This window comes from Roseobacter sp. TSBP12 (genome assembly GCF_009129705.1).
In the GTDB taxonomy this organism is placed as follows: Bacteria; Pseudomonadota; Alphaproteobacteria; order Rhodobacterales; family Rhodobacteraceae; genus Celeribacter; species Celeribacter baekdonensis_A.
In genome coordinates this window covers 28,038-47,500 of record NZ_PYIB01000041.1, presented here as the reverse complement: position 1 = coordinate 47,500, position 19,463 = coordinate 28,038, and the positions used below count along the sequence as shown (strand labels likewise).

21 protein-coding genes and 2 pseudogenes are annotated in these 19,463 nt (G+C 57.8%); 10 read left to right on the top strand and 13 right to left on the bottom strand.

Going from position 1 to position 19,463, the window contains the following annotated elements; genetic code table 11:
• Positions 1–24: 24 nt before the first annotated feature.
• Genes moaB through C8029_RS11890 form a run of 3 tightly spaced genes read right to left on the bottom strand, consistent with a single transcriptional unit; the run spans position 25 to position 2,016 of the window.
• Positions 25–567: a molybdenum cofactor biosynthesis protein B gene (moaB, locus tag C8029_RS11900; RefSeq protein ID WP_009572348.1), complete on the bottom strand. Its 543-nt coding sequence runs from the start codon at positions 565–567 to the stop codon at positions 25–27.
• A 22-nt stretch (positions 568–589) separates the two neighbouring features.
• Positions 590–1,219 (bottom strand): LysE family translocator, encoded by a 630-nt coding sequence (locus C8029_RS11895; protein ID WP_152002957.1) that lies wholly within the window; start codon positions 1,217–1,219, stop codon positions 590–592.
• Positions 1,216–2,016: a uracil-DNA glycosylase gene (locus C8029_RS11890; RefSeq protein ID WP_152002956.1), complete on the bottom strand. Its 801-nt coding sequence runs from the start codon at positions 2,014–2,016 to the stop codon at positions 1,216–1,218. The genes C8029_RS11895 and C8029_RS11890 overlap by 4 nt, the downstream gene beginning before the upstream one ends.
• A gap of 123 nt (positions 2,017–2,139) precedes the next feature.
• Between C8029_RS11890 and C8029_RS11885 the strand changes: the two genes are divergently transcribed.
• The 7 genes from C8029_RS11885 to C8029_RS11855 all read left to right on the top strand — a co-directional run bounded on the left by C8029_RS11885 (position 2,140) and on the right by C8029_RS11855 (position 7,121).
• Positions 2,140–3,102 (top strand): aspartate carbamoyltransferase catalytic subunit, encoded by a 963-nt coding sequence (locus tag C8029_RS11885; RefSeq protein WP_152002955.1) that lies wholly within the window; start codon positions 2,140–2,142, stop codon positions 3,100–3,102.
• Positions 3,099–3,620: a hypothetical protein gene (locus C8029_RS11880; protein WP_009572344.1), complete on the top strand. Its 522-nt coding sequence runs from the start codon at positions 3,099–3,101 to the stop codon at positions 3,618–3,620. The genes C8029_RS11885 and C8029_RS11880 overlap by 4 nt, the downstream gene beginning before the upstream one ends.
• Positions 3,617–4,132: an aspartate carbamoyltransferase catalytic subunit gene (locus C8029_RS11875; RefSeq protein ID WP_152002954.1), complete on the top strand. Its 516-nt coding sequence runs from the start codon at positions 3,617–3,619 to the stop codon at positions 4,130–4,132. Before C8029_RS11880 ends, C8029_RS11875 begins: the two co-directional genes overlap by 4 nt.
• A complete protein-coding gene (gene pyrC / locus C8029_RS11870) occupies positions 4,129–5,394 on the top strand; it encodes a dihydroorotase (protein ID WP_152002953.1) in 1,266 nt (421 codons plus the stop codon). The genes C8029_RS11875 and pyrC overlap by 4 nt, the downstream gene beginning before the upstream one ends.
• A 41-nt stretch (positions 5,395–5,435) precedes the next feature.
• Complete coding sequence (gene plsY / locus C8029_RS11865; RefSeq protein WP_152002952.1) at positions 5,436–6,029, top strand: glycerol-3-phosphate 1-O-acyltransferase PlsY; 594 nt, start codon at positions 5,436–5,438, stop codon at positions 6,027–6,029.
• An 88-nt stretch (positions 6,030–6,117) separates the two neighbouring features.
• Positions 6,118–6,621: a DUF805 domain-containing protein gene (locus tag C8029_RS11860; RefSeq protein ID WP_152002951.1), complete on the top strand. Its 504-nt coding sequence runs from the start codon at positions 6,118–6,120 to the stop codon at positions 6,619–6,621.
• A gap of 74 nt (positions 6,622–6,695) precedes the next feature.
• Positions 6,696–7,121, top strand: a complete 426-nt coding sequence (locus tag C8029_RS11855; protein WP_152002950.1) for a DUF805 domain-containing protein — start codon at positions 6,696–6,698, stop codon at positions 7,119–7,121.
• Positions 7,122–7,196: 75 nt separating this feature from the next.
• Here the strand turns inward: C8029_RS11855 and C8029_RS11850 are convergent, their stop codons facing one another.
• The 3 genes from C8029_RS11850 to C8029_RS11840 form a co-directional block, all read right to left on the bottom strand.
• The gene (locus C8029_RS11850; RefSeq protein WP_152002949.1) at positions 7,197–8,567 is read right to left on the bottom strand and encodes a glutamate--cysteine ligase; all 1,371 of its coding nucleotides are present in this window, start codon (positions 8,565–8,567) and stop codon (positions 7,197–7,199) included.
• A gap of 92 nt (positions 8,568–8,659) precedes the next feature.
• The gene (locus C8029_RS11845) at positions 8,660–9,166 is read right to left on the bottom strand and encodes a hypothetical protein (RefSeq protein ID WP_009572337.1); all 507 of its coding nucleotides are present in this window, start codon (positions 9,164–9,166) and stop codon (positions 8,660–8,662) included.
• On the bottom strand, positions 9,166–9,903 hold the full coding sequence (locus C8029_RS11840; RefSeq protein ID WP_152002948.1) for a 16S rRNA (uracil(1498)-N(3))-methyltransferase: 738 nt from the start codon (positions 9,901–9,903) through the stop codon (positions 9,166–9,168). The genes C8029_RS11845 and C8029_RS11840 overlap by 1 nt, the downstream gene beginning before the upstream one ends.
• An 11-nt stretch (positions 9,904–9,914) precedes the next feature.
• Between C8029_RS11840 and ubiA the strand changes: the two are divergent.
• The 3 genes and pseudogenes from ubiA to C8029_RS11825 all read left to right on the top strand — a co-directional run bounded on the left by ubiA (position 9,915) and on the right by C8029_RS11825 (position 13,213).
• A pseudogene (ubiA, locus tag C8029_RS11835) lies at positions 9,915–10,879 on the top strand (4-hydroxybenzoate octaprenyltransferase).
• A 64-nt stretch (positions 10,880–10,943) separates the two neighbouring features.
• Positions 10,944–12,890 carry an OmpA family protein gene (locus tag C8029_RS11830; protein ID WP_152002947.1) on the top strand — a complete coding sequence of 649 codons (1,947 nt, stop codon included), beginning with the start codon at positions 10,944–10,946 and terminating at the stop codon, positions 12,888–12,890.
• Positions 12,887–13,213 (top strand): hypothetical protein, encoded by a 327-nt coding sequence (locus C8029_RS11825; RefSeq protein WP_009572333.1) that lies wholly within the window; start codon positions 12,887–12,889, stop codon positions 13,211–13,213. Before C8029_RS11830 ends, C8029_RS11825 begins: the two co-directional genes overlap by 4 nt.
• An 18-nt stretch (positions 13,214–13,231) precedes the next feature.
• On the opposite strand, the gene C8029_RS11820 is transcribed toward C8029_RS11825, so the two are convergent.
• The 7 genes and pseudogenes from C8029_RS11820 to C8029_RS11790 form a co-directional block, all read right to left on the bottom strand.
• Positions 13,232–13,669 carry a molybdenum cofactor biosynthesis protein MoaE gene (locus C8029_RS11820; RefSeq protein WP_040402418.1) on the bottom strand — a complete coding sequence of 146 codons (438 nt, stop codon included), beginning with the start codon at positions 13,667–13,669 and terminating at the stop codon, positions 13,232–13,234.
• Positions 13,670–13,683: 14 nt separating this feature from the next.
• Positions 13,684–13,935 (bottom strand): molybdopterin converting factor subunit 1, encoded by a 252-nt coding sequence (moaD, locus tag C8029_RS11815; protein WP_009572331.1) that lies wholly within the window; start codon positions 13,933–13,935, stop codon positions 13,684–13,686.
• Positions 13,925–14,491, bottom strand: coding sequence for a CDP-diacylglycerol--glycerol-3-phosphate 3-phosphatidyltransferase (pgsA, locus tag C8029_RS11810; protein WP_009572330.1), 567 nt, complete (start codon positions 14,489–14,491; stop codon positions 13,925–13,927). The genes moaD and pgsA overlap by 11 nt, the downstream gene beginning before the upstream one ends.
• A gap of 18 nt (positions 14,492–14,509) precedes the next feature.
• Positions 14,510–16,397 (bottom strand): annotated as a pseudogene (gene uvrC, locus C8029_RS11805) (excinuclease ABC subunit UvrC).
• Positions 16,398–16,697: 300 nt separating this feature from the next.
• A complete protein-coding gene (locus C8029_RS11800; protein WP_286189899.1) occupies positions 16,698–17,486 on the bottom strand; it encodes an SDR family oxidoreductase in 789 nt (262 codons plus the stop codon).
• A 52-nt stretch (positions 17,487–17,538) separates the two neighbouring features.
• Positions 17,539–18,498 (bottom strand): calcium/sodium antiporter, encoded by a 960-nt coding sequence (locus C8029_RS11795; protein ID WP_009572327.1) that lies wholly within the window; start codon positions 18,496–18,498, stop codon positions 17,539–17,541.
• A gap of 168 nt (positions 18,499–18,666) precedes the next feature.
• Positions 18,667–19,461 carry a S49 family peptidase gene (locus C8029_RS11790; protein WP_009572325.1) on the bottom strand — a complete coding sequence of 265 codons (795 nt, stop codon included), beginning with the start codon at positions 19,459–19,461 and terminating at the stop codon, positions 18,667–18,669.
• Between the last annotated feature and the right edge of the window lie 2 nt (positions 19,462–19,463).

The window sequence follows — 19,463 nt, the reverse complement described above, 5'->3', positions numbered from 1 at the left end:
CAGTGCTCACGTTTCCGTCAGGGGTCACTTACGGCGCAGGTGCTCGTCCAAACGCGGCAGGATTTGCACGAAATTGCAGGGCTTGTGGCGATAATCGAGCTGCCATTTCAGGATCTCGTTCCACGCGTCTTTACAGGCCCCTGTCGAACCCGGCAGCGCAAACAAATAGGTGCCGCCCGCAACCCCGCCCGTGGCGCGCGATTGCACGGCGGAGGTGCCGATTTTTTGCATCGACACGATGGTAAAGACTGTCCCGAAGGCGTCGATTTCCTTTTCATAGACATCGCGATGGGCCTCAACCGTGACGTCACGCCCGGTCAGCCCCGTTCCGCCGGTCGAAATCACCACATCGACCTCGGGACTGTCGATCCAGGCCTGAAGCTGATCGCGGATCAAAGGTCGATCATCGGTGACAATTTGGCGGTCCGCCAAAATATGCCCGGCCTCGGTGATCATCTCCACCAAAGCGGCACCGGACCGATCCTCCTCAATCCCGCGCGTGTCTGAGACGGTCAAAACCGCGATGCGAATGGGGATAAAGTCAAGGCTGTCGTCAATACGGCTCATGCGCGGCGCTCCATGGTGAAATCTAACGGGTAAAATCGAGACCCAGTTTAAAGGCGAGACCGCCAAAGATACTGGCAGAGACATAGCGTAACACACGCTCCATCACGCGGCTCCGTGCCAAAACGCCGCCCAGCCCGACCGCGAACCAGCCGACAACGCCATTGATCACAAAGCCCCCGAGGCCAATCACAGCGCCAAAAATGAGGAATTGACCCAATACGGACCCGCGTGCGGGATCGACGAATTGAGGAACAAAGGCGAGAATAAACAGGATGACCTTGGGGTTCGAAACATTGACGATCATCCCGTCACGAAAGGCACGCGCACGGCTTTTGAGAGTGATGTTGGAGCGCATCGCAGGCAGCGGGGTCAGCACCGTTTTGAGCGCAAGCCAGAGCAGATATGCGACCCCAATCCAGCGGATGACCCCAAAAATCGCCGGGTTCGCCGCAACCAGCGCGCCAAGGCCAAGACCCGCCAAGGTCACATGGATCATGCCACCGGCAGAAATCCCGGCACTGGCGGCCACGGCCGCGCGCCGGTCGCCACGCAGGCCTTGGGCGAGACAAAACATCATATCCGCGCCGGGGGTCAGATTGAGCGCCAAAGCCGCAGGCACAAACGCCGCGAGTGTCAGCAGATCGACAATCATGTGAGGGTCCGGAGCCGCGCTTGGATGTCCAAAAGATCGGCCCACGCCTCGCGCTTGGCCACGGGGGTGCGTAGCAAATAGGCCGGGTGGGTCATTGGCATGGCGGGTTTGCCCAAAACGGTCTGCCAAGTGCCGCGCAGCCGGGTGATCCCGGCGCGACCCAACAGAGCTGTGCAGGCCCAATTGCCCATCAGCACGATCACATCCGGATCGGCCAATTCGATATGGCGGATTAAAAACGGTTTCAGCATGGCGATTTCCGCAGGCGTCGGATCGCGGTTTTCCGGCGGGCGCCACGGGATCGGATTGGTGATATAGAGCGCATGTTCGCTGTCAGGTGAGGTTCGGTCCAGGCCGATGGCGGCAAACATTTTGTCCAAAAGCTGACCCGAACGACCAACAAAGGGTTTGCCCTGTTGATCCTCTTCGCGTCCCGGCGCCTCGCCGATGATCATCACCCGCGCCTTGGGAGTGCCGTCAGAAAACACCAAATTGCGCGCGCCGCGTTTGAGATCGCACAGATCAAAACTGGCCATTGCGTCGCGCAGTGCCTCCAATGAAGTGGCAGATTTGGCCAGCGCCATCGCCGCCTCAACCGGATCAACCTCCTTGGCCGCCGCCACAACGGGCGGGGCGGGGCGGCGAGCCGCAGCGGGCGCGTCAGGCGCAGGTGTGGGCGCAGCGGCTGCGACCTCATAGCGATTGACAGGTGTCTCCGCGATCGCCTCGGTTGCGCCGAGTTCGATCTGCCACTCCAAAAGAGCATGTGCTTGCCAATAGTCGATCTGAGTCTCCATTCGCCCACGCTACAATGCGCGAACGCCAAGGTAAATCGGTGACAGGGCCACAGCAGCCATTGCCCGCCCGCGCCCCCTTTTCTATAAGCACTGCAAAGGCACGATCGTTTGAGAGAGGGCATCATGGCATTCCGGCAAAAACACCTTTTGGGGATCGAGCCGCTTCATCCCGAAGAGATCAAAACCGTTCTCGATGTGGCGGATCGCTATGTCGATCTGAACCGTCAGGCCAATAAGCACTCCGACGCGCTCAAAGGCCTCACCCAGATCAACATGTTTTTTGAAAATTCGACCCGCACGCAGGCCTCGTTTGAATTGGCGGGCAAGCGACTTGGCGCGGATGTGATGAACATGGCGATGCAGGCCAGTTCGATCAAAAAGGGTGAGACGCTGATTGATACGGCGCTGACGCTCAATGCCATGCACCCGGACCTGTTGGTGGTGCGCCACCCGCATTCTGGCGCTGTCGATCTTTTGGCGCAAAAGGTCAATTGCGCGGTTCTGAACGCCGGTGACGGGCGGCATGAGCACCCGACACAGGCGCTATTGGATGCGCTGACCATTCGCCGCGCCAAAGGCCGGTTGCACCGCCTGAACATCGCGATTTGCGGCGATATTGCCCATAGCCGCGTGGCCCGGTCTAACCTGATCCTTTTGGGTAAAATGGAAAACCGTGTGCGTTTGGTCGGCCCGCCGACCTTGGTGCCCGAACAGTTTCGCGAATTTGGCTGCGAAATTTACGACGACATGCGCGAAGGCTTGCAAGATGTCGATGTGGTGATGATGTTGCGGTTGCAAAAAGAGCGGATGGATGGCGGGTTTATCCCGTCCGAGCGCGAATATTTCTATCGCTACGGCTTGGACGCCGAAAAGCTGGCTCATGCCAAACCCGACGCGATTGTCATGCATCCCGGACCGATGAACCGCGGCGTCGAGATTGACGGCACCATTGCCGACGACATCAACCGCTCGGTGATCCAGGAACAGGTCGAAATGGGCGTCGCCGTGCGCATGGCGGCGATGGACCTTTTGGCGCAAAACCTGCGCGCCTCACGCGAAACCTCGGGCCAAGGGGTGATGGTGTGAGCGATCCCTTTGAGATCCCCGGCGGTGAAACACGGCGTGTTTGGGTCTTTGCCTTTGACGGACCGCTCGACGAACTGGATGCGCTCTCGCCCGAGGCCTTGGCGGAGGCTTTGGGGCTATGGAGCGCGCCAAAAGTTGAGGCGATGGAGCGGTTTGATCTTTCACACCTCGAAGACTACGGATTTGCGCGTTACCTCAGCGAGGCCAATGGCATGGCCGTGGGCAATGATGCGGCGATGTTGAACGCGCTCACCGGCCCGGTCTTGGTGGTGTTTTCCCAAGGCCTGGCCGAGGCCGAGCGCCGGTTTGACCCCGACGCGCCGTTCCGTCTGATCGGGCGCTATGGCTTGACCACGGATCTGACCTTGCCCGAAGACATCACATCCGAAAGCGCCCTTGGCCAATTGCCCGAAGGCAAAGCCCCCATGTCATCCGCGCGCATGTCGGGCATGGTCGCGACCGTTGTTTTGCTGTTTTTGGCGGTGTTTGTCGCCGCCTTTGTCTGGGTCGGCAGATGACGAATGGCTGGCAGGATATCCTTGCGCCGGGCGAACTTGTGCTGTGGCAGGGACAGCCGTCTGTGCCGCTCCGCCTGTCGCGGCGACAGATTCCGGTCTTTTTGTTCGGCATGATGTTCGCGGGATTTGCGGTGTTTTGGATGTCGATGGCGATGCGGGCGGGAACCATTTGGCTCTTTGGGCTGATCCATCTGTTTGCCGGGCTGGCCGTGGCGATCGGGCCAATTTTTGTCATGCCGTTTGTGGCCTCGCGCACATGGTATTCACTCACAAATCGCCGGGCGTTTTTTGCCACGCACCTGCCCTTTGTCGGACCCACCCTCAATGCGCTGGACCTGACGCCCGCGCTAGGGATCGAATTCGACGGCAAGGAGCCCGGCACATTGCGGTTTCAAGACAAAGCCACACCGCTTGTGGGCTCCCGCTTTGATGGCGCGCCCATGTTTACCAAAATTCAAAACGCCCGAAATGTGTTTGGGCTGATCCGCGACATTCAGAGAGGCAAAGCATGACGATTTTCACCAATGCGCGTCTGATCAATCCCGAAACCCTGACCGACGATCTGGGCTGGCTTCGCATGGAAGGCAATGTGATTGCCGAAACCGGCACGGGCACACCGCCACGGGGCGAAAGCATTGATTGCGGCGGCAAATGCCTTGCGCCGGGGATCGTGGACCTTGGGGTGAAAGTATCGGAACCGGGCGAGCGCCACAAAGAAAGTTTTGCCTCCGCCGGACGTGCGGCGGCGGCGGGCGGTGTGACCACAATGATCACCCGCTCCGACACCCAAAGCGCGATTGATACCCCCGAAGTGTTGGAATTTGTTCAACGCCGGGCGGCAGAAGACGCCATTGTGAAGGTCAAACATATGGCCGCGCTGACCAAGGGGCGCGCGGGCCACGAGATGGTTGAAATTGGTTTTATGTTGGATGCGGGTGCCGTGGCCTTTACCGATTGCGACCATGTGGTTGAAGACAACAAAGTGTTGCAGCGCGCACTGACCTATGCGCGCTCTTGTGGTGCTCTGGTCATTGGCCACCCACAAGACCCCGGCCTCTCGAAAGGCGCCGCTGTGACCTCGGGCAAATTTGCCACCCTGCGCGGCCTGCCCGCGGTGTCGCCCATGGCCGAACGGATGGGATTGGACCGGGATTTGGCGCTGATCGAGATGACTGGCGTGCGCTATCATTTTGATCAATTGACCACGGCACGCGCCCTGCCCGCCTTGGAACGCGCAAAGCAAAACGGATTTGATGTCACCGCAGGCGTGTCGATCCACCACCTGACGCTCAATGATCTCGATGTTGGCGACTACCGCACCTTTTTCAAAGTCAAACCGCCGCTCAGATCCGAAGACGATCGTTTGGCGATGGTTGAGGGCGTCGCCTCCGGGCTGATTGATGTGATCTCGTCGATGCACACACCGCAGGATGAGGAAAGCAAACGCTTGCCCTTTGAAGAGGCGGCATCGGGTGCTGTCGCACTTGAAACGATGCTGCCTGCCGCGCTTCGTCTCTATCACTCGGGACAACTCGGCCTGCCGCAATTGTTCCGGGCGATGGCGCTGAACCCCGCCCATCGCATGGGGCTGGCCTCGGGTCGGCTCTCGGAAGGTGCGCCTGCGGATCTGGTGTTGTTTGATGCGGATGCGCCTTTTGTGCTGGATCGGTTTAAACTGCGCTCGAAATCGAAAAATACCCCCTTTGACGGCGCGCGAATGCAGGGCAAAGTCATCGGCACTTGGGTCGATGGCCTGCGGGTGTTCGAAGGCTGAGACACCTTCAATCGACCCCTCATTTTCCACGGAGAACACCGATGACGCTATTGATGCTGATTGTCACCGCGCTGGTCGCTTATCTTTTGGGGTCGATCCCTTTTGGCATCGTCATGGCGCGCCTGTTTGGACTTGGCGATTTGCGTCAGATCGGGTCGGGCAACATTGGCGCCACCAATGTTTTGCGCACCGGCAACAAATTGGCCGCCTTCCTCACACTTTTGGGCGACAGCGGCAAAGGTGCTTTGGCGGTGATTTTGGCGCGGGTTTTGGTCGGCGAACAAGCCGCCGGGATCGCCGGACTTTGCGCCATGTTGGGTCATCTCTACCCGATCTATCTGCGCTTCAAAGGCGGCAAAGGCGTTGCCACTTTCCTTGGAACCCTCTTGGCGCTCTCACTCACTGTCGGGCTTTTGGCCTGTGCAACATGGCTTTTGGTCGCCGTTGTGACGCGCTACTCCAGCCTTTCGGCCTTGGTCGCCGCATTGATGGCCCCGATTTACACGGCGGCGTTTTACCACCTGCATGGCGCGATCCTTGTTTTGGTGCTCACCGCGTTGATTTTCTACAAACATCGCGACAACATCGCTCGCCTGAAAGCGGGCACGGAAACAAAGATCGGCAAAAAGGGCTGATTTCCGTAAAATAGAGCGCTTTGCGCCCCATTCCTGTCCCGATTTGACGTCAGCATAACCATGACAACATTGGGTTGGGAATACGAGTATGGCTGGACCATTGAAAGCCGTTGAGAACGGCTATTTCAGAGCCTTCACCTTTTCAGGGCGCGCATCGCGGTCTGAATTTTGGTGGTTTGCATTGTATTACGCGATTGTTTTCGGGCTTTTGTGTATTGACCTGTACAAAGGCGGCACATTGCTCGTTTGGTTCTTTGTCCTCAACATCATCCCCAACCTCTCACTCCAATTCCGCCGATTGCACGACACCGGAAAGTCCGGGTGGTGGCTTTTGCTGAGCTTCCTCCCCATTGGGTCGCTTGTCCTTCTCATTTTTTACATCTTGCCCTCTGAGACCCGTGAAAACAGGTGGGGACCGCCGCCGAATGGCGGCAATCAACGGTGGGGCAATAGCCCCTCTTCGACCTCGGCCTATGCCGCGTTGATGCGTGTGCCGGATGTGGGCGGGGCCAATTCAGAGGAATTTGAAGACGCCCGCCGCCGGGAAATCCAAGAGTATTACAAAACGCGCGTTTTGGGCAAAACCGGGTAATCAGGCCCATTTTTCCCCTTGTTGGGCCAAGTCAGATCAGAAAAAGTCACGTCAGGCCCTATTGGAAAAATGACATGACTTTTTTAACTGCAATCAAAACCTGTTTCTCGAAATACATCACATTGCAAGGCCGTGCGCGCCGGGCAGAGTATTGGTGGTGGGTCTTGTTCACCATCATCGCCAGCATCATTCTTGGCGGCGTTGACATGATCTTTTTCGGCGTGCCAGAACTCACCGGACCGACCTCTGGACTGTTCTCGCTCGCCACTTTGCTGCCCGGCTTGGCCGTGTGGGTGCGCCGTTTGCATGACGTCAATCGGTCCGGCTGGTGGGTGTTTTTGATCCTTATCCCGTTGATCGGCTGGCTAATCTTGGTGATTTGGGCTGTGTCCAAAGGCACATCCGGTCCGAACCGGTTTGGCCCCGACCCGATCACGGGCGAAGAGGCTCCGTTGAGCTACACAGACAGTGCAATCCCGCCGGTCAATCGCGGCGAATAAGCCATCCATGGCAAGAAAAAAGGCGGCAGACCCATCTGGTTTGCCGCCTTTTTCATGTTTGAAACCTCAGAGGTCTCAGTAGGAATATTCATCAAACACTTTGGTTACATCGCCATTCCACTCGCCTTCGAACTTCTCGATAAGTTCGTCGGCCGGGGCATGTCCGGTCTCGATGCTCTCTTTGAGCGCGTTCAGGAAATGAGTTTCATCCGGCACCAATCCACCGGCGCCGGGGCAGGCGCGCGCCTTCAGGCCCGCTTCGGCAATCGACACGCATTCGCGCGCGAGGTCGATCATTTTGACCCCATCCACCTGAGCTTGCAGCCCCTCAACAGAGGAGGCCACGCGCAGGTTCTCACGAAACTCCGGCGTCCAGCCTTTGATCAGGTCGGTCGTCGCATCCAGCGCGTTTTGGTCATACATCAAGCCGACCCAGAAGGCAGGAAGCGCGCAAAGACGCCGCCAAGGCCCGCCATCGGCACCACGCATTTCCATATATTGCTTGATCCGCGCTTCGGGGAACAGCGTGGTGAGGTGATCCGCCCAATCAGAGAGTGTTGGCTTTTCACCTGGCAGAGCGGGCAATTTGCCCTTCAAGAAATCGCGGAACGACATGCCCAGCGCGTCGATATATTTGCCATCGCGGTAGACGAAATACATCGGCACATCGAGGGCATACTCGGTGTAGCGCTCAAAACTCATCCCATCCTCAAACACAAACGGCAACATGCCGGTGCGCGACGGGTCAAGGTGACGCCAAATGTAAGAACGCCACGATTTATGACCGTTGAGTTTGCCCTCCATAAATGGCGAATTGGCGAACAATGCGGTGGCAACAGGTTGCAACGCCAAAGCGGTGCGGAACTTTTGCACCATATCGGCTTCGGAGGAGAAATCGAGGTTCACCTGAACCGTGCAAGTGCGGCGCATCATCTGGGTGCCGGTGGTCCCGACCTTGCCCATATAGGCGTCCATCAATTTATAGCGGCCCTTGGGCATCAACGGCATCTGGTCATGGGTCCAATGCGGCGCCATGCCCAGACCGATAAAGCGCGCGCCCATCTCGTCGGAGACAGATTGCACTTCGCGCAGATGTTCGTTCACCTCGTCGCAGGTCTGGTGGATGGTGTCCAAAGGCGCGCCGGACAATTCCAACTGCCCGCCCGGCTCAAGCGACACATTTGCGCCATTGAGCGTCAGACCAATCAGGTGCTCGCCTTCAAACACCGGGTCCCAACCGAACCGATCCTGCAAACCCTCAAGCAGCGCTTTGATCGAGCGGTCGCCCGCGTAAGGCAGAGGGTTCAGCGTGTCTTTGCAATAGCCGAACTTTTCATGCTCGGTGCCGATTTTCCAATTTTCGCGAGGTTTACAGCCTTCTGCAAAAAAGTTGACCAGATCGTCATAGCTTTCGATCAAGCCTCCGCCGGATTGGGGAATGGACATATGGGGCTACTCCGGAGCGTTGAATTCAGTGCGGTAGACTTGGGTCAAGAGGATCATGAAGTCAATGCGAAGGCCATCATTCGGTTCGCATCTCAGCGCAGAAGCGCTGTGCGTTTCCGCCAGATCACAACTGGATGATCGGGCGTCTGTTTGATTTGTCGCAGCATTTTTTCAGTCTCAATCCCATCCAGCGTGACAAATACGTCAAACAACCGATCCGCCCCAAACGCATCCAGAGGGATCAAAAGTGGCGGCTGACCGGGTGCGTCAAATTGCCAATGCGCCGGGCCTTTGACAGCAGGAAGCAAGGTCACGCAGGTCATCGCGTCAATCTCGACCTGACCGCCGGTGTAGGGGGTGAAATAGCTGACCACGCCCTCGTCCACCTCGACCGAGCCATAGCCATCGCCCTTATGGGCAAAGCGCGCGCGCTGCACGGCGGCAACCGCGAAAACAATGGCCAGTCCGGTAAAGCCCAAGGCGATCCAGCGCATCACGCCAAAAGAGGACACCGCCCACCAGCCCAAAAGCGCCACAACCACGAGCGCTACGGCAACCTCGCGCCAGCGCCACAGCATCGCTTTGACCTCGGGTCGCATCAGGACCAATCCCCAAGATGGGTTTGCCAGATCGTCAAGGCGGCGACGGCGGCGGTGTCTGCGCGCAGGATGCGCGGACCAAGCGAGACGGCATGGGTGAAGGGCAGCGCGTGAAGGCGTTTGCGCTCGACCTCGGAAAACCCGCCCTCAGGGCCGATCAAAATCGCCCATTTGCCGCCTTTGACATCGCCAAGAGCTTCGGCCGCGCCCACGAGGCTTTCGTCACAAAACATAATCTGACGGGTCTCATCCCACTCCGCGAGCAGCCGGTCGAGCTTCACCAGATCGGCCACTTCGGGCACATAGGTCCCACCACATTGCTCAGCCGCCTCAATGGCATGGGCTTGCAACCGATCCTGACGAATGCGTTCCGAATTGGTAAACTCGGTCTGCACAGGCACAATGCGCTGCGTGCCCATCTCGGCGGCTTTTTCCACGATAAAATCGGTGCGTGCCTTTTTGATCGGCGCGAACAAAAGCCACAGATCGGGCGGCAGTTGCAAAGGTTTGCTCTGTATCCGACAGGTCAGTTCCCCACCGCGTTTGCCCGCCTGCGTGATCTCGGCCACATATTCGCCATCGCGCGAATTGAACAGCGCGACATACGCCCCCTCTGGCTGTCGCATCACCCCAAAAAGGTAATGCGCCTGATCCCTCTCCAGAGGAATGGATTGCCCCTCGGCCAGAGGGTGATCTACATAGAGGCGGATCTTCGCCTGAAACTGTTCTTCGCTCATGGAGCAAACATATGATCGACACACCGAAAGCACCAGAGACGAGTGGACAGGTTTTTGACGCTGTCAAAGGCAATTGGGTCGATAGTCATGCGCCCGCATGGACCCGGCCTTATTTGCGCCTCTCAAGGGCGGATCGGCCTGTTGGCACTTGGTTGCTCCTGCTCCCCTGTTGGTGGGGCGCGTTATTGGCGGCGGCGGAAACCGGGACATTTGGGCTGCGCACGCTGTGATCATGATCGGCTGTGCTTTGGGCGCGTGGTTGATGCGTGGCGCGGGATGCACCTGGAACGACATCTCAGACCGTAATTTTGACGGCAAAGTTGAACGCACCAAAAGCCGCCCGATCCCTTCGGGTCAAGTCACCGTCAAACAGGCGGCGATCTGGATGGTCCTCCAGACTCTGATCGCCCTTGTGATTCTGTTGAGCTTTGGCAAGCTGGCGATCCTTCTGGGACTACTCTCGCTTGTCCCGGTGATGATTTACCCTTTCGCCAAGCGGTTTACATGGTGGCCACAGGTGTTTTTGGGCCTCGCTTTCAACTGGGGCGCAATTTTGGCCTATGCTGCCGTATCCGGTCGCCTGAGCACCGCCCCGTTCTTTTTCTATTTCGCCGGCATCGCCTGGACGATTTTCTACGATACGATCTATGCTCACCAAGACAAAGACGACGATGCGATGATCGGCATCAAATCCACTGCACTCCTGTTTGGCGACGATACGGCGCGGTGGCTCAGACGGTTTTTGGTCATCACCGTTGTGTTGATGGGGGCGGGCGTGGTTGAGGCGCTTGTGGACCGCTCGATTTTGGCGCTTGTCGTCGCCTTGGGCGCACCTTGGGCGATGGGGCTTCATATGACGTGGCAGATGACCAAACTTGACACCGAAAACCCAGACATGTGCCTCAAACTGTTCCGCGCCAACCGCGATACAGGGCTTTTGGCTGCGCTGTTTCTTGCCGTATCTGTGTTCCTTTGATTGCAGCAAAGGCCATATGCCCCTAAGACAAAGGCCAAATTGAATATATAGGCCAGCGCAGCCCATGCGGATTACACAGTTTTTACCCATCCTCGCCGCCATTCTCACCGGAGCCGTCCTAAGTCTGGCCGCCGCTGCCGTTGGGGCCCGTACGATTGAAACGATGTCGGCCCATGCGGTTGAAAATCAAATGAACCTGCGTGGTTATGAATGGGTGGATGTGCAAGGCGATGGGTTGCAAATCGTCCTGACAGGCATCGCGCCCGACGAGCAAACTCAATTGGCCGCACAGCGGGCCGCAGGCCATGTGGTCGATCCGGCGCGGGTGATGAATGTGATGAGCGTGGTCCAAAAAGAGGCCATCCCTGCCCCGCGATTTTCTATCGAAATCCTGCGCAATGACGATGGGATTTCTCTGATCGGGCTGGTGCCGTCGTCTTGGGATCATCCGAAGTTCATCGACCTGTTGAAAAAGGCCGGTGGCACAGGGTCAATCGCTGATTTCCTCGAAAAGGCGGATTATCCAAGCCCCGAACATTGGGACGTAGCGATGGAATTTGGCCTGGAGGCCATCGGCCTTTTGCCACGGTCCAAAATTTCTCTGGCCGCAGATAAAATCACTGTCACGGCCCTTGCCGACAGCAAAACGCAAAAGGCGTCATTTGAGAAAACCCTCAAAGAGGAACGCCCAAAGACCATCCCCGTGACGATCGAAATATCGGCGCCGCGCCCGGTGATCACGCCGTTCACCGTACGGTTTTTGATTGATGAGACAGGCCCGCGGTTTGACGCTTGCGCCGCCGAAACCCCGCAAGGCCTTGCCCGGATCACTGCCGCGGCGCGTGCTGCAGGCATTGCCAATCCAAATTGCACCATCGGGCTTGGTGCCCCTTCGGCGCAATGGGCACAGGCGGTCGAAACCGGGATGCGCGCGCTGCAAGAATTGGGTAGTGGGTCGGTGACCTTTTCGGACGGCGATGTCAGCCTGATCGCGAGTCAAGGCACCTCAGAAGCGCTGTTTGACAAAGTGGTTGGCGAATTGGAAGCGGACCTGCCACCGACCTTCACCCTGCACAGCATTTTGCCAGAACCAGACGTGGCCGAGGCAGAAAACGCCCGCCCGGAATTCACCGTAACCCGTTCGCCCGAAGGCCAGACCCAATTGCGCGGACGGATCGCGGATGAACGCAGCAAATTGGCCACCGAAGCCTTGGCCCGCGCGGCCTTTGGTGCACAATCCGTCTATTCGGCGATGCGCGTGGATGACAGCCTGCCCGAGGGCTGGTCCGTGCGCGCGATGGCCGCCATCGAAGCGCTCTCGCAACTCAACCAAGGCGCCGTGACCATGACCGCCAATACCGTTGATGTGCGTGGTCAAACCGGCGACCCCAATGCCAAAGCCGCCATTGCCGGGCTGTTGTCTGAGAAACTGGGTGAGGGACAGAATTTCAACATCTCTGTCGACTATATCCGCAAACTCGATCCAGTCCTGAACCTGCCGACACCTGCGGAATGCGTCGCACAGGCGAACCAAATTTTGGCGGCCTCAAAGATCGTGTTTGATCCCGGGTCCACGGAATTGAACGCCGCCGCCAATGAGACAGTGGATCGCATCGCCGAGACGCTGAAAGACTGCGAAAACGTCGAAATGGAAATCGGCGCGTACAGTGACAGTCAGGGCCGTGAGGAAATGAACCTCAACCTGTCGGCCCAGCGCGCAAACGCCGTTTTGGACGGGCTTTTGATGCGGCGTGTGGCCGGTGTGAGCTTTACCGCCAAAGGCTATGGCGAGGCCAATCCGATTGGCGACAATGAGACCGAAGAAGGCCGGGAGGCGAACCGGCGCATTGAGTTCAAACTCATCGACGGGGGCGCGCAAACGCCGACAGACGCACAGACCGACGGCACGGATGTGACTCCCGAGGCGGCCCCTGACGCCCCCGCAGACGAGACTGCGGGTGAGGCCCAGGTCGATAAAACGGGCGAGACAACGGACGGAACAACCGAATGAACAGAATTGAATTGATCATCGCCACGGCGATCGTGCTTTTTATCGCCTTTTTGATGGGATGGTTTGCGCATTGGCTGGTCCACCGTTTTGTACGCGTTGGCCAAGGCGAAATGAGCGATCTCGACACAATGGCGCAGCAACTTCACGAAGCCGAAGAGGTCCGCGACCAGGCGATCACCTATTACCAGCAACGTGAATCCGAGTTGATCAATCAGCAAAGCCAAACAGATGCAGAGTTGCGCGCCGCGATGGACGGGCTGCGCGAGGCGCGGCAAGAGGCCGAAGAGCTGCGCGCCTATATCGAAAAGCACAGCGCAGGCTGACCCTCATCTGTGATGCGCCTACCAACGGCTCAGCGCGTCTTCGTCACTGTCTTTGGCGGCGACCCATTCGGCCCCTTCGCGGGTGACTTCTTTTTTCCAAAACGGTGCGCGGGATTTGAGATAATCCATCAAAAATTCAGCGGCGGCAAAGGCCTCTGATCGGTGCCGGGCCGCAGTGGCGACCATCATGATCTGCTCTCCTGGCACAAGGCGCCCAAAGCGGTGGATCACCAGACAATCAGTGAGCGCCCAGCGGTTAGCAGCCTCGTCGGCGATTTTGCGGATCGCGTCCTCACACATGCCGGGGTAATGTTCAATTTCCATGTGCTGTAATGCGCCCGTGTCATCGCGCACCAACCCGGTGAACGTCACGGTTGCGCCGGTGTTGGCCGCATGACCAAAGCCGCTCAACTCCGTGGCGAGGTCGAAATCCTCTGCCTGAACCGAAATGCGCACCGGAACTGCCATGCTCAGCCGCCCGTCATCGGCGGGAAGAACGCCACTTCGCGTACCCCCGCTAAAGGTGCATCAAATTCCGCCAATTCCTGATCCAACGCCACCCTTAGGGAGGCGAGATCGGAGAAGGCCAATTCATAGCGCGGCTCACGGGCTTTCAACTCGGCCACAAGGTCCATCACCGTCTCAGCAGAGGTCTCGACGGTTTCACGCGGCTCCCCGATGCGTTCGCGCACCCATGCGAAATAGAGCAGATTAAGCGTCATGGTCATCTCGCAAATATGGCAGGGCTTTGCTCAGGTAATCCCATCCCGTCAACACGGTCAAAACACCCGCAACCCACAGAATCAAAATCCCCAAGGTGAACAGCGGCGGAAAATCCAAAGCACCATAGCCAAACAACGCCGCAATCGCCACCATCTGTGCCGTGGTTTTCCATTTGGCCAATTTGGTGACTTTCAATGTGCCTGCCGTGTCGCCCAAAAATTCGCGCAATCCCGACACGAAGGTTTCGCGCAACAGGATAAAGGCCGCCGGGATGACAACCAGCGCGTTGATGCCATGCAACATGGTCAACACCGCAAGGGCGGTGACCACCATGGCCTTGTCGGCAATCGGGTCCAACATCGTACCGAACTTTGACATCTGGTCCCATTTGCGCGCCAAATAGCCGTCCAGAAAATCGGTGGTAGAGGCCGAGACAAACAGGATCAGTGCCGCCCAATCCGCCAGTGGACGCGGCAGGATCAAAAACACCAAAGCCACGCCGGGGGCGCAAAGCAGGCGAAACACAGTGAGAATATTGGGAATGTTCCAGGTCATAGATGTCTCTTTATCCGCTTAGCGCTGTTCATGGAAGAAGTCATAGATGGTTTGGGCGATGGTCTCGGAAATGCCAGTGACGGCTTTGAGGTCCGCCAGATTGGCCAATGACACTGCCTTGGCCGAGCCGAAATGCGCCAAAAGCGCGCGTTTGCGTGTGGCCCCAACGCCGGGGACATCGTCGAGCGGCGTGGCAGAAATGGCTTTCGACCGTTTGGCGCGGTGGGTGCCGATGGCAAAACGGTGTGCCTCATCGCGCAGGCGTTGAATGAAATACAGCACAGGATCGTTACGTTGCAGCGCAAAGGGGCGTTTGCCCGTGCGGTAGAATTCTTCTTTGCCTTGGTCGCGATCAATGCCCTTGGCCACACCGACCATCGGGATGTCGGTCACGCCCTGCTCCACCATGATTTCGCGCACCGCAGACACCTGCCCCGCGCCACCGTCGATCAACAACAGGTCCGGCCAAAGCCCTTTGCTGCGGTCCGGGTCGTCTTTGAGCAGACGTTTGAAGCGCCGCGTCAGCATCTCTTTCATCATGCCAAAATCGTCGCCCGGCGTGATCTCGTCGCCCTTGATGTCGAATTTGCGGTATTGGTTTTTCATAAACCTTCGGGGCCGGCCACGATCATCGCCCCCACCGCATGGGCACCCTGAATGTGGGAGTTGTCATAGACCTCGATGCGGGCGGCAGGTTCGGTAGATCAAACGCCGCCTGCACCCCGGCCAAAAGTTTGGCCTGCGCCGCCGTTTCCGACATTTTCCGGCCCAGACTTTCGCGGGCATTGCGCACAGCCCCCGCGACAATCTCGGCCTTTTCGCCCCGTTGCGGCACAAGGATTTCGACCTTTTTCCCGGCCTTTTCCGACAGCGCCGCTTCGATCAACTCCCGCTCTTCGAGATCATGCGACAGGATGATTTGGCGCGGCGGTTCCTTTTGATCGTAAAACTGACCGATGAAGGCGCTGAGCACCTCTTCGGCCTCCGCCCCATTGGTTTTCGGGTAAAAATCGCGGTTGCCCCAGTTTTGATGGGCGCGAATAAAGAACACCTGAACACAGGCCTGCCCGCTTTCCATATGCAGACCGATCACATCGCCCTCGCTGATGGTGCGTGGATTGATGCCCTGCGCGGTCTGGACTTGGGTCATGGCGCGGATGCGGTCGCGCAGACCGGCAGCTACCTCAAATTCCATCGCGTCAGACGCCGCTTGCATCTCTTCTGCGAGGCGCTTTTGCATCCCCGAATCCTTGCCCTGAAGGAATCGCTCGGCGTCATTCACCAGGGTGGCGTAATCCTCTTTTGAAATTTTTCCCACACAAGGCGCGGTGCAGCGTTTGATTTGATACTGCAGGCACGGCCGGGTGCGATTGGCGAAATCACTGTCGGCGCAGGTGCGCAACAAAAACGCCTTTTGCAACTGATTGAGCGTGCGATTGACCGCCGTCGCATTGGCGAAGGGTCCGTAATAGGCACCTTTGCTGGACTTGGCGCCGCGGTGTTTGGTGATCTGAGGGAAGTCGTGATTCTTGGTCACGAGGATGTTCGGGAAAGATTTGTCGTCGCGCAACAGCACGTTGTAATGCGGTTTGAGTTGCTTGATCAGGTTTTGCTCAAGCAGCAGCGCTTCGGTTTCCGTGCGCGTGGTGAGAAACATCATTTGCGATGTTTCCGAGATCATCTTGGCGATGCGCGCGGAATGGCCGCTTGGCCGCGCATAGTTCGACACCCGGTTTCTCAGGTGCTTGGCCTTGCCAACATAGAGCACCCGATGATCGGGATCGAGCATCCGGTACACACCGGGGGACCCATCCAACATCCGTAGATAGCCCTCGATCACGGCATGACCGCGCGGGACGTCTTTGTGGGGGTCGCTCAGGGCGGTTATGTCGTCTTTTTCGCTCATGTGACTCTTTGTCTGATTCCTACCTCTGGCTGCAATCTTATCGCTTTGAGAGCAAGAGGAAACTCATCCACCATTTCTGTGGATAACTGTGCTTATAACTTTTCGTGAACAGGAGTTTTCCTTTGAAAACGGGCTGCTTCGCCCAAATGCATAAAAAATAGTCAATTTATCAAGGCGCTGTTTTTGTTGTATTTTTTTTCAAACACCGCGCAAATCATTGAATTTATTTACATTTTGGTAACAAAGCTGAAACAAATCTGCGCCCCGTGCAAAACTTTTGTCGCACCTGTTTGATTTGGATCACTCAGGCCCCAAAACATCTGGCGTTTCCCAAGCCAAATGTTGCCCGCCATCAACGCAGATCAACTGTCCTGTCACCGCCTCGGCAGCGATGAAATACGCGAGCGCTGCGGTCACGTCGGCGGGTGCAGATCCCCGGCGCAAAACTGTGGCATCCTGTTGGGCGGCAAAGCCTTCGGGCGACTGGCGCGCGCCTTTAAGGGTCGGCCCCGGACCGATAGCATTGACCCGAACACGCGGAGCAAGGCCCTGCGCCGCCGTTTGGGTCAGGGTCCAAAGCGCGGATTTGGCCAGGGTGTAGGACATGAATTGCGGCGTGAGTTTGCGCACGCGCTGGTCGATCATATTGACCACAAGCGCCTGTGCAACAGGATGGCCTGCATCATCCATGACCGGATCAGGCGCCTGTGCCGCCAGGTCTTGAATCAACACAAACGGCGCGCGCAGATTGCTTTCAAAATGCCGATCCCAACTGTCGCGCGTGGCGGTGTCGATCTCATCGGGTTCAAACACAGACGCGTTGTTGACCAAAAGCGTCACCGGCCCGCCAAGGACCTCACGCGCCCGCGCCATGAGGCCCTCCACCTCGCTCTCCAACAAAAGATTGGCCTGAACCGCCTCGGCCCGCACACCCATCGTGCGCAATTCGGCAACTACCGTGTCGGCCTCCTCTTTTGAGCGATGGTAATGCACGGCAACGTCATAGCCCGCCTGCCCCAGCGACAGCGCAATCGCCCGGCCAAGCCGTCGAGCCGCACCCGTCACAAGCGCCTTTCTCAAAGCCATGATCCTCTCCTCTGTCGCGTGCGGCCCTCTCGTGTCAGGCGTTTCCCGAGACGCGTTAGTTCAGCACCGCCAAAACGTAGAGGACATATAGGGCGGAAAGAACAATACCCCAGATCCGCGTGATATCGATCCGGCGCAGCACGAAAATCCCAAGCAGAACCGACACGGACAACATCACCCAAATGTCAAACTTCATGATTTCGACATCGACGGGGATTTTGCCAATAAGGCTTGATATGCCAATAATGCCCAACAAGTTGAACATGTTAGATCCGATGACGTTGCCAAAAGCCACATCCGCCTGTTTGCGCAGCGCCGCCATCACAGTGGTCGCAAGCTCCGGCAAGGAGGTCCCCAGCGCCACCAAAGTCAGCCCGATCACCGTCTCAGACACGCCATAGGCGCGGGCGATATTAGTGGAAGCGTCCACCAAAAGCTGCGCACCAATAGGCAGGCCGATCAAGCCAAGGATCAAAAAGGTGATGACTTTCCACCATGGCATGTCGGGGTCAGCGCCTTCGACCTCTGAGGGCTCACAGGCCAAAGACGCCGCCTCTTTGACCGCAGCCCGGTGACAGCGCGCTTCATAGACCGCATGGCCAAGCATGGCGGCCAGTGCCGCCAACAGGGTCACACCGGCAATCCAATCAAACTCGCCGCGCAGCGCGAGCAGGATGAACAACACCGTCGCAGCAAGCATTTGGAGGTATGACGCACGAGTGGAATTGTCGATCACATGCAGCGTTGTGATCATCGCCGGAATGCCTAAAACCAACAGGATATTGGCCGTATTCGACCCAATCACGTTGCCAAGCGCAAGTCCGGGTACGCCATCGACAATGGCGGATACAGAAACCAGCAACTCAGGCGCGGAGGTGCCAAAGGCCACAACGGTCAGAGACACGATCAGCGCCGGAACACCGAGGCGCAAGGACAAATTGACCGCCCCGCGCACCAAAAGGTCGCCCGCCACCAACAACAGCACCAGCCCGGCTACGGCCATCAAAAAATCCATCAGCGTCCACCTTTTCCACAGGCGCACGCGCCTTTGCCAATTTTATAGCGCCCACAGCGCGGGCATTTCATATCTTTGAGCTTGTCTTGTCCGGGGAAACGCAAGCGCCCGAAAATGGCCAGAACCATCATGAAGATCAAAAAGACCGTGATGATTTTAAACACCATGTCAGAGCCCGAACCGTGACCAAAGCGCCTGTTCTTCGACCGAAGCAACAAGTCCCGCCGACAATTCGGCTCCAAACCGGCGCAACAGCGGACGTTTTGGGCCAAAAACCGACAGGCGCAGTTTATCGCCGTAGATGTCTTTGAGCGTCGGGACCAAATGGCCGATCCCATCGGCCAGTCCCAAATCCACACCTGTTTTGCCAGTCCAGAAGGAGCCATCAAACAGCTCGACCTCTTTGCTCAGTCTCTCAGAGCGCGCGGCGCTGACATGGGCGATAAAAGCGTGGTGAATCTCTTCTTGCAAGGCTTTGAGCCGCACCACATCTTCGGGATTTTCCGGGCGAAACGGGTCCAGCATGGATTTCGAGCGCCCAGAGGTATGGACCCGCCGCTCGACCCCATGTTTGGCGATGAATTGATCAAACCCAAATCCCGACGAAATCACGCCGATGGAGCCGACAACCGAACTTGAATCAACGAAAATCTTATCGGCCGCACAAGCCAACCAATAGCCACCCGAAGCCGCCACGTCTTCGACGAAGGCATAAACGGGCAGCTCCTTTTCCTTTGCCAACCGCGTGATCCGCGCGGCAATCAAGGAAGATTGCACCGGCGAGCCACCGGGCGAGTTGATCGACAGCGCCACAGCCACAGGTTTGCCTTTGCGAAAGGCGCGTTCAATGGAGGAGGCGAGGCTTTGGTCATTCAATCCGCCCTGACGGGTCATGATTGCGCCATTGAGGCGCAAAACATTGACCCGTGGAGGGGTGTTGAGAAAGGGGATGTGTGTTTTCATGC

Bases quoted from the DNA above. Each gene is read 5' to 3' on its own strand.
- C8029_RS11875 (WP_152002954.1), top strand. From the start codon at position 3,617: ATGACGAATGGCTGGCAGGATATCCTTGCGCCGGGCGAACTTGTGCTG.
- C8029_RS11790 (WP_009572325.1), bottom strand. From the start codon at position 19,461: ATGAAAACACACATCCCCTTTCTCAACACCCCTCCACGGGTCAATGTT.
- pyrC (WP_152002953.1), top strand. From the start codon at position 4,129: ATGACGATTTTCACCAATGCGCGTCTGATCAATCCCGAAACCCTGACC.
- pgsA (WP_009572330.1), bottom strand. From the start codon at position 14,491: ATGACCTGGAACATTCCCAATATTCTCACTGTGTTTCGCCTGCTTTGC.
- C8029_RS11830 (WP_152002947.1), top strand. From the start codon at position 10,944: ATGCGGATTACACAGTTTTTACCCATCCTCGCCGCCATTCTCACCGGA.
- C8029_RS11895 (WP_152002957.1), bottom strand. From the start codon at position 1,219: ATGATTGTCGATCTGCTGACACTCGCGGCGTTTGTGCCTGCGGCTTTG.
- C8029_RS11840 (WP_152002948.1), bottom strand. From the start codon at position 9,903: ATGAGCGAAGAACAGTTTCAGGCGAAGATCCGCCTCTATGTAGATCAC.
- C8029_RS11850 (WP_152002949.1), bottom strand. From the start codon at position 8,567: ATGTCCATTCCCCAATCCGGCGGAGGCTTGATCGAAAGCTATGACGAT.
- C8029_RS11855 (WP_152002950.1), top strand. From the start codon at position 6,696: ATGACTTTTTTAACTGCAATCAAAACCTGTTTCTCGAAATACATCACA.
- C8029_RS11845 (WP_009572337.1), bottom strand. From the start codon at position 9,166: ATGCGACCCGAGGTCAAAGCGATGCTGTGGCGCTGGCGCGAGGTTGCC.
- C8029_RS11860 (WP_152002951.1), top strand. From the start codon at position 6,118: ATGGCTGGACCATTGAAAGCCGTTGAGAACGGCTATTTCAGAGCCTTC.
- plsY (WP_152002952.1), top strand. From the start codon at position 5,436: ATGACGCTATTGATGCTGATTGTCACCGCGCTGGTCGCTTATCTTTTG.
- moaB (WP_009572348.1), bottom strand. From the start codon at position 567: ATGAGCCGTATTGACGACAGCCTTGACTTTATCCCCATTCGCATCGCG.
- C8029_RS11885 (WP_152002955.1), top strand. From the start codon at position 2,140: ATGGCATTCCGGCAAAAACACCTTTTGGGGATCGAGCCGCTTCATCCC.
- C8029_RS11795 (WP_009572327.1), bottom strand. From the start codon at position 18,498: ATGGATTTTTTGATGGCCGTAGCCGGGCTGGTGCTGTTGTTGGTGGCG.
- moaD (WP_009572331.1), bottom strand. From the start codon at position 13,935: ATGACGCTTAATCTGCTCTATTTCGCATGGGTGCGCGAACGCATCGGG.
- C8029_RS11825 (WP_009572333.1), top strand. From the start codon at position 12,887: ATGAACAGAATTGAATTGATCATCGCCACGGCGATCGTGCTTTTTATC.
- C8029_RS11890 (WP_152002956.1), bottom strand. From the start codon at position 2,016: ATGGAGACTCAGATCGACTATTGGCAAGCACATGCTCTTTTGGAGTGG.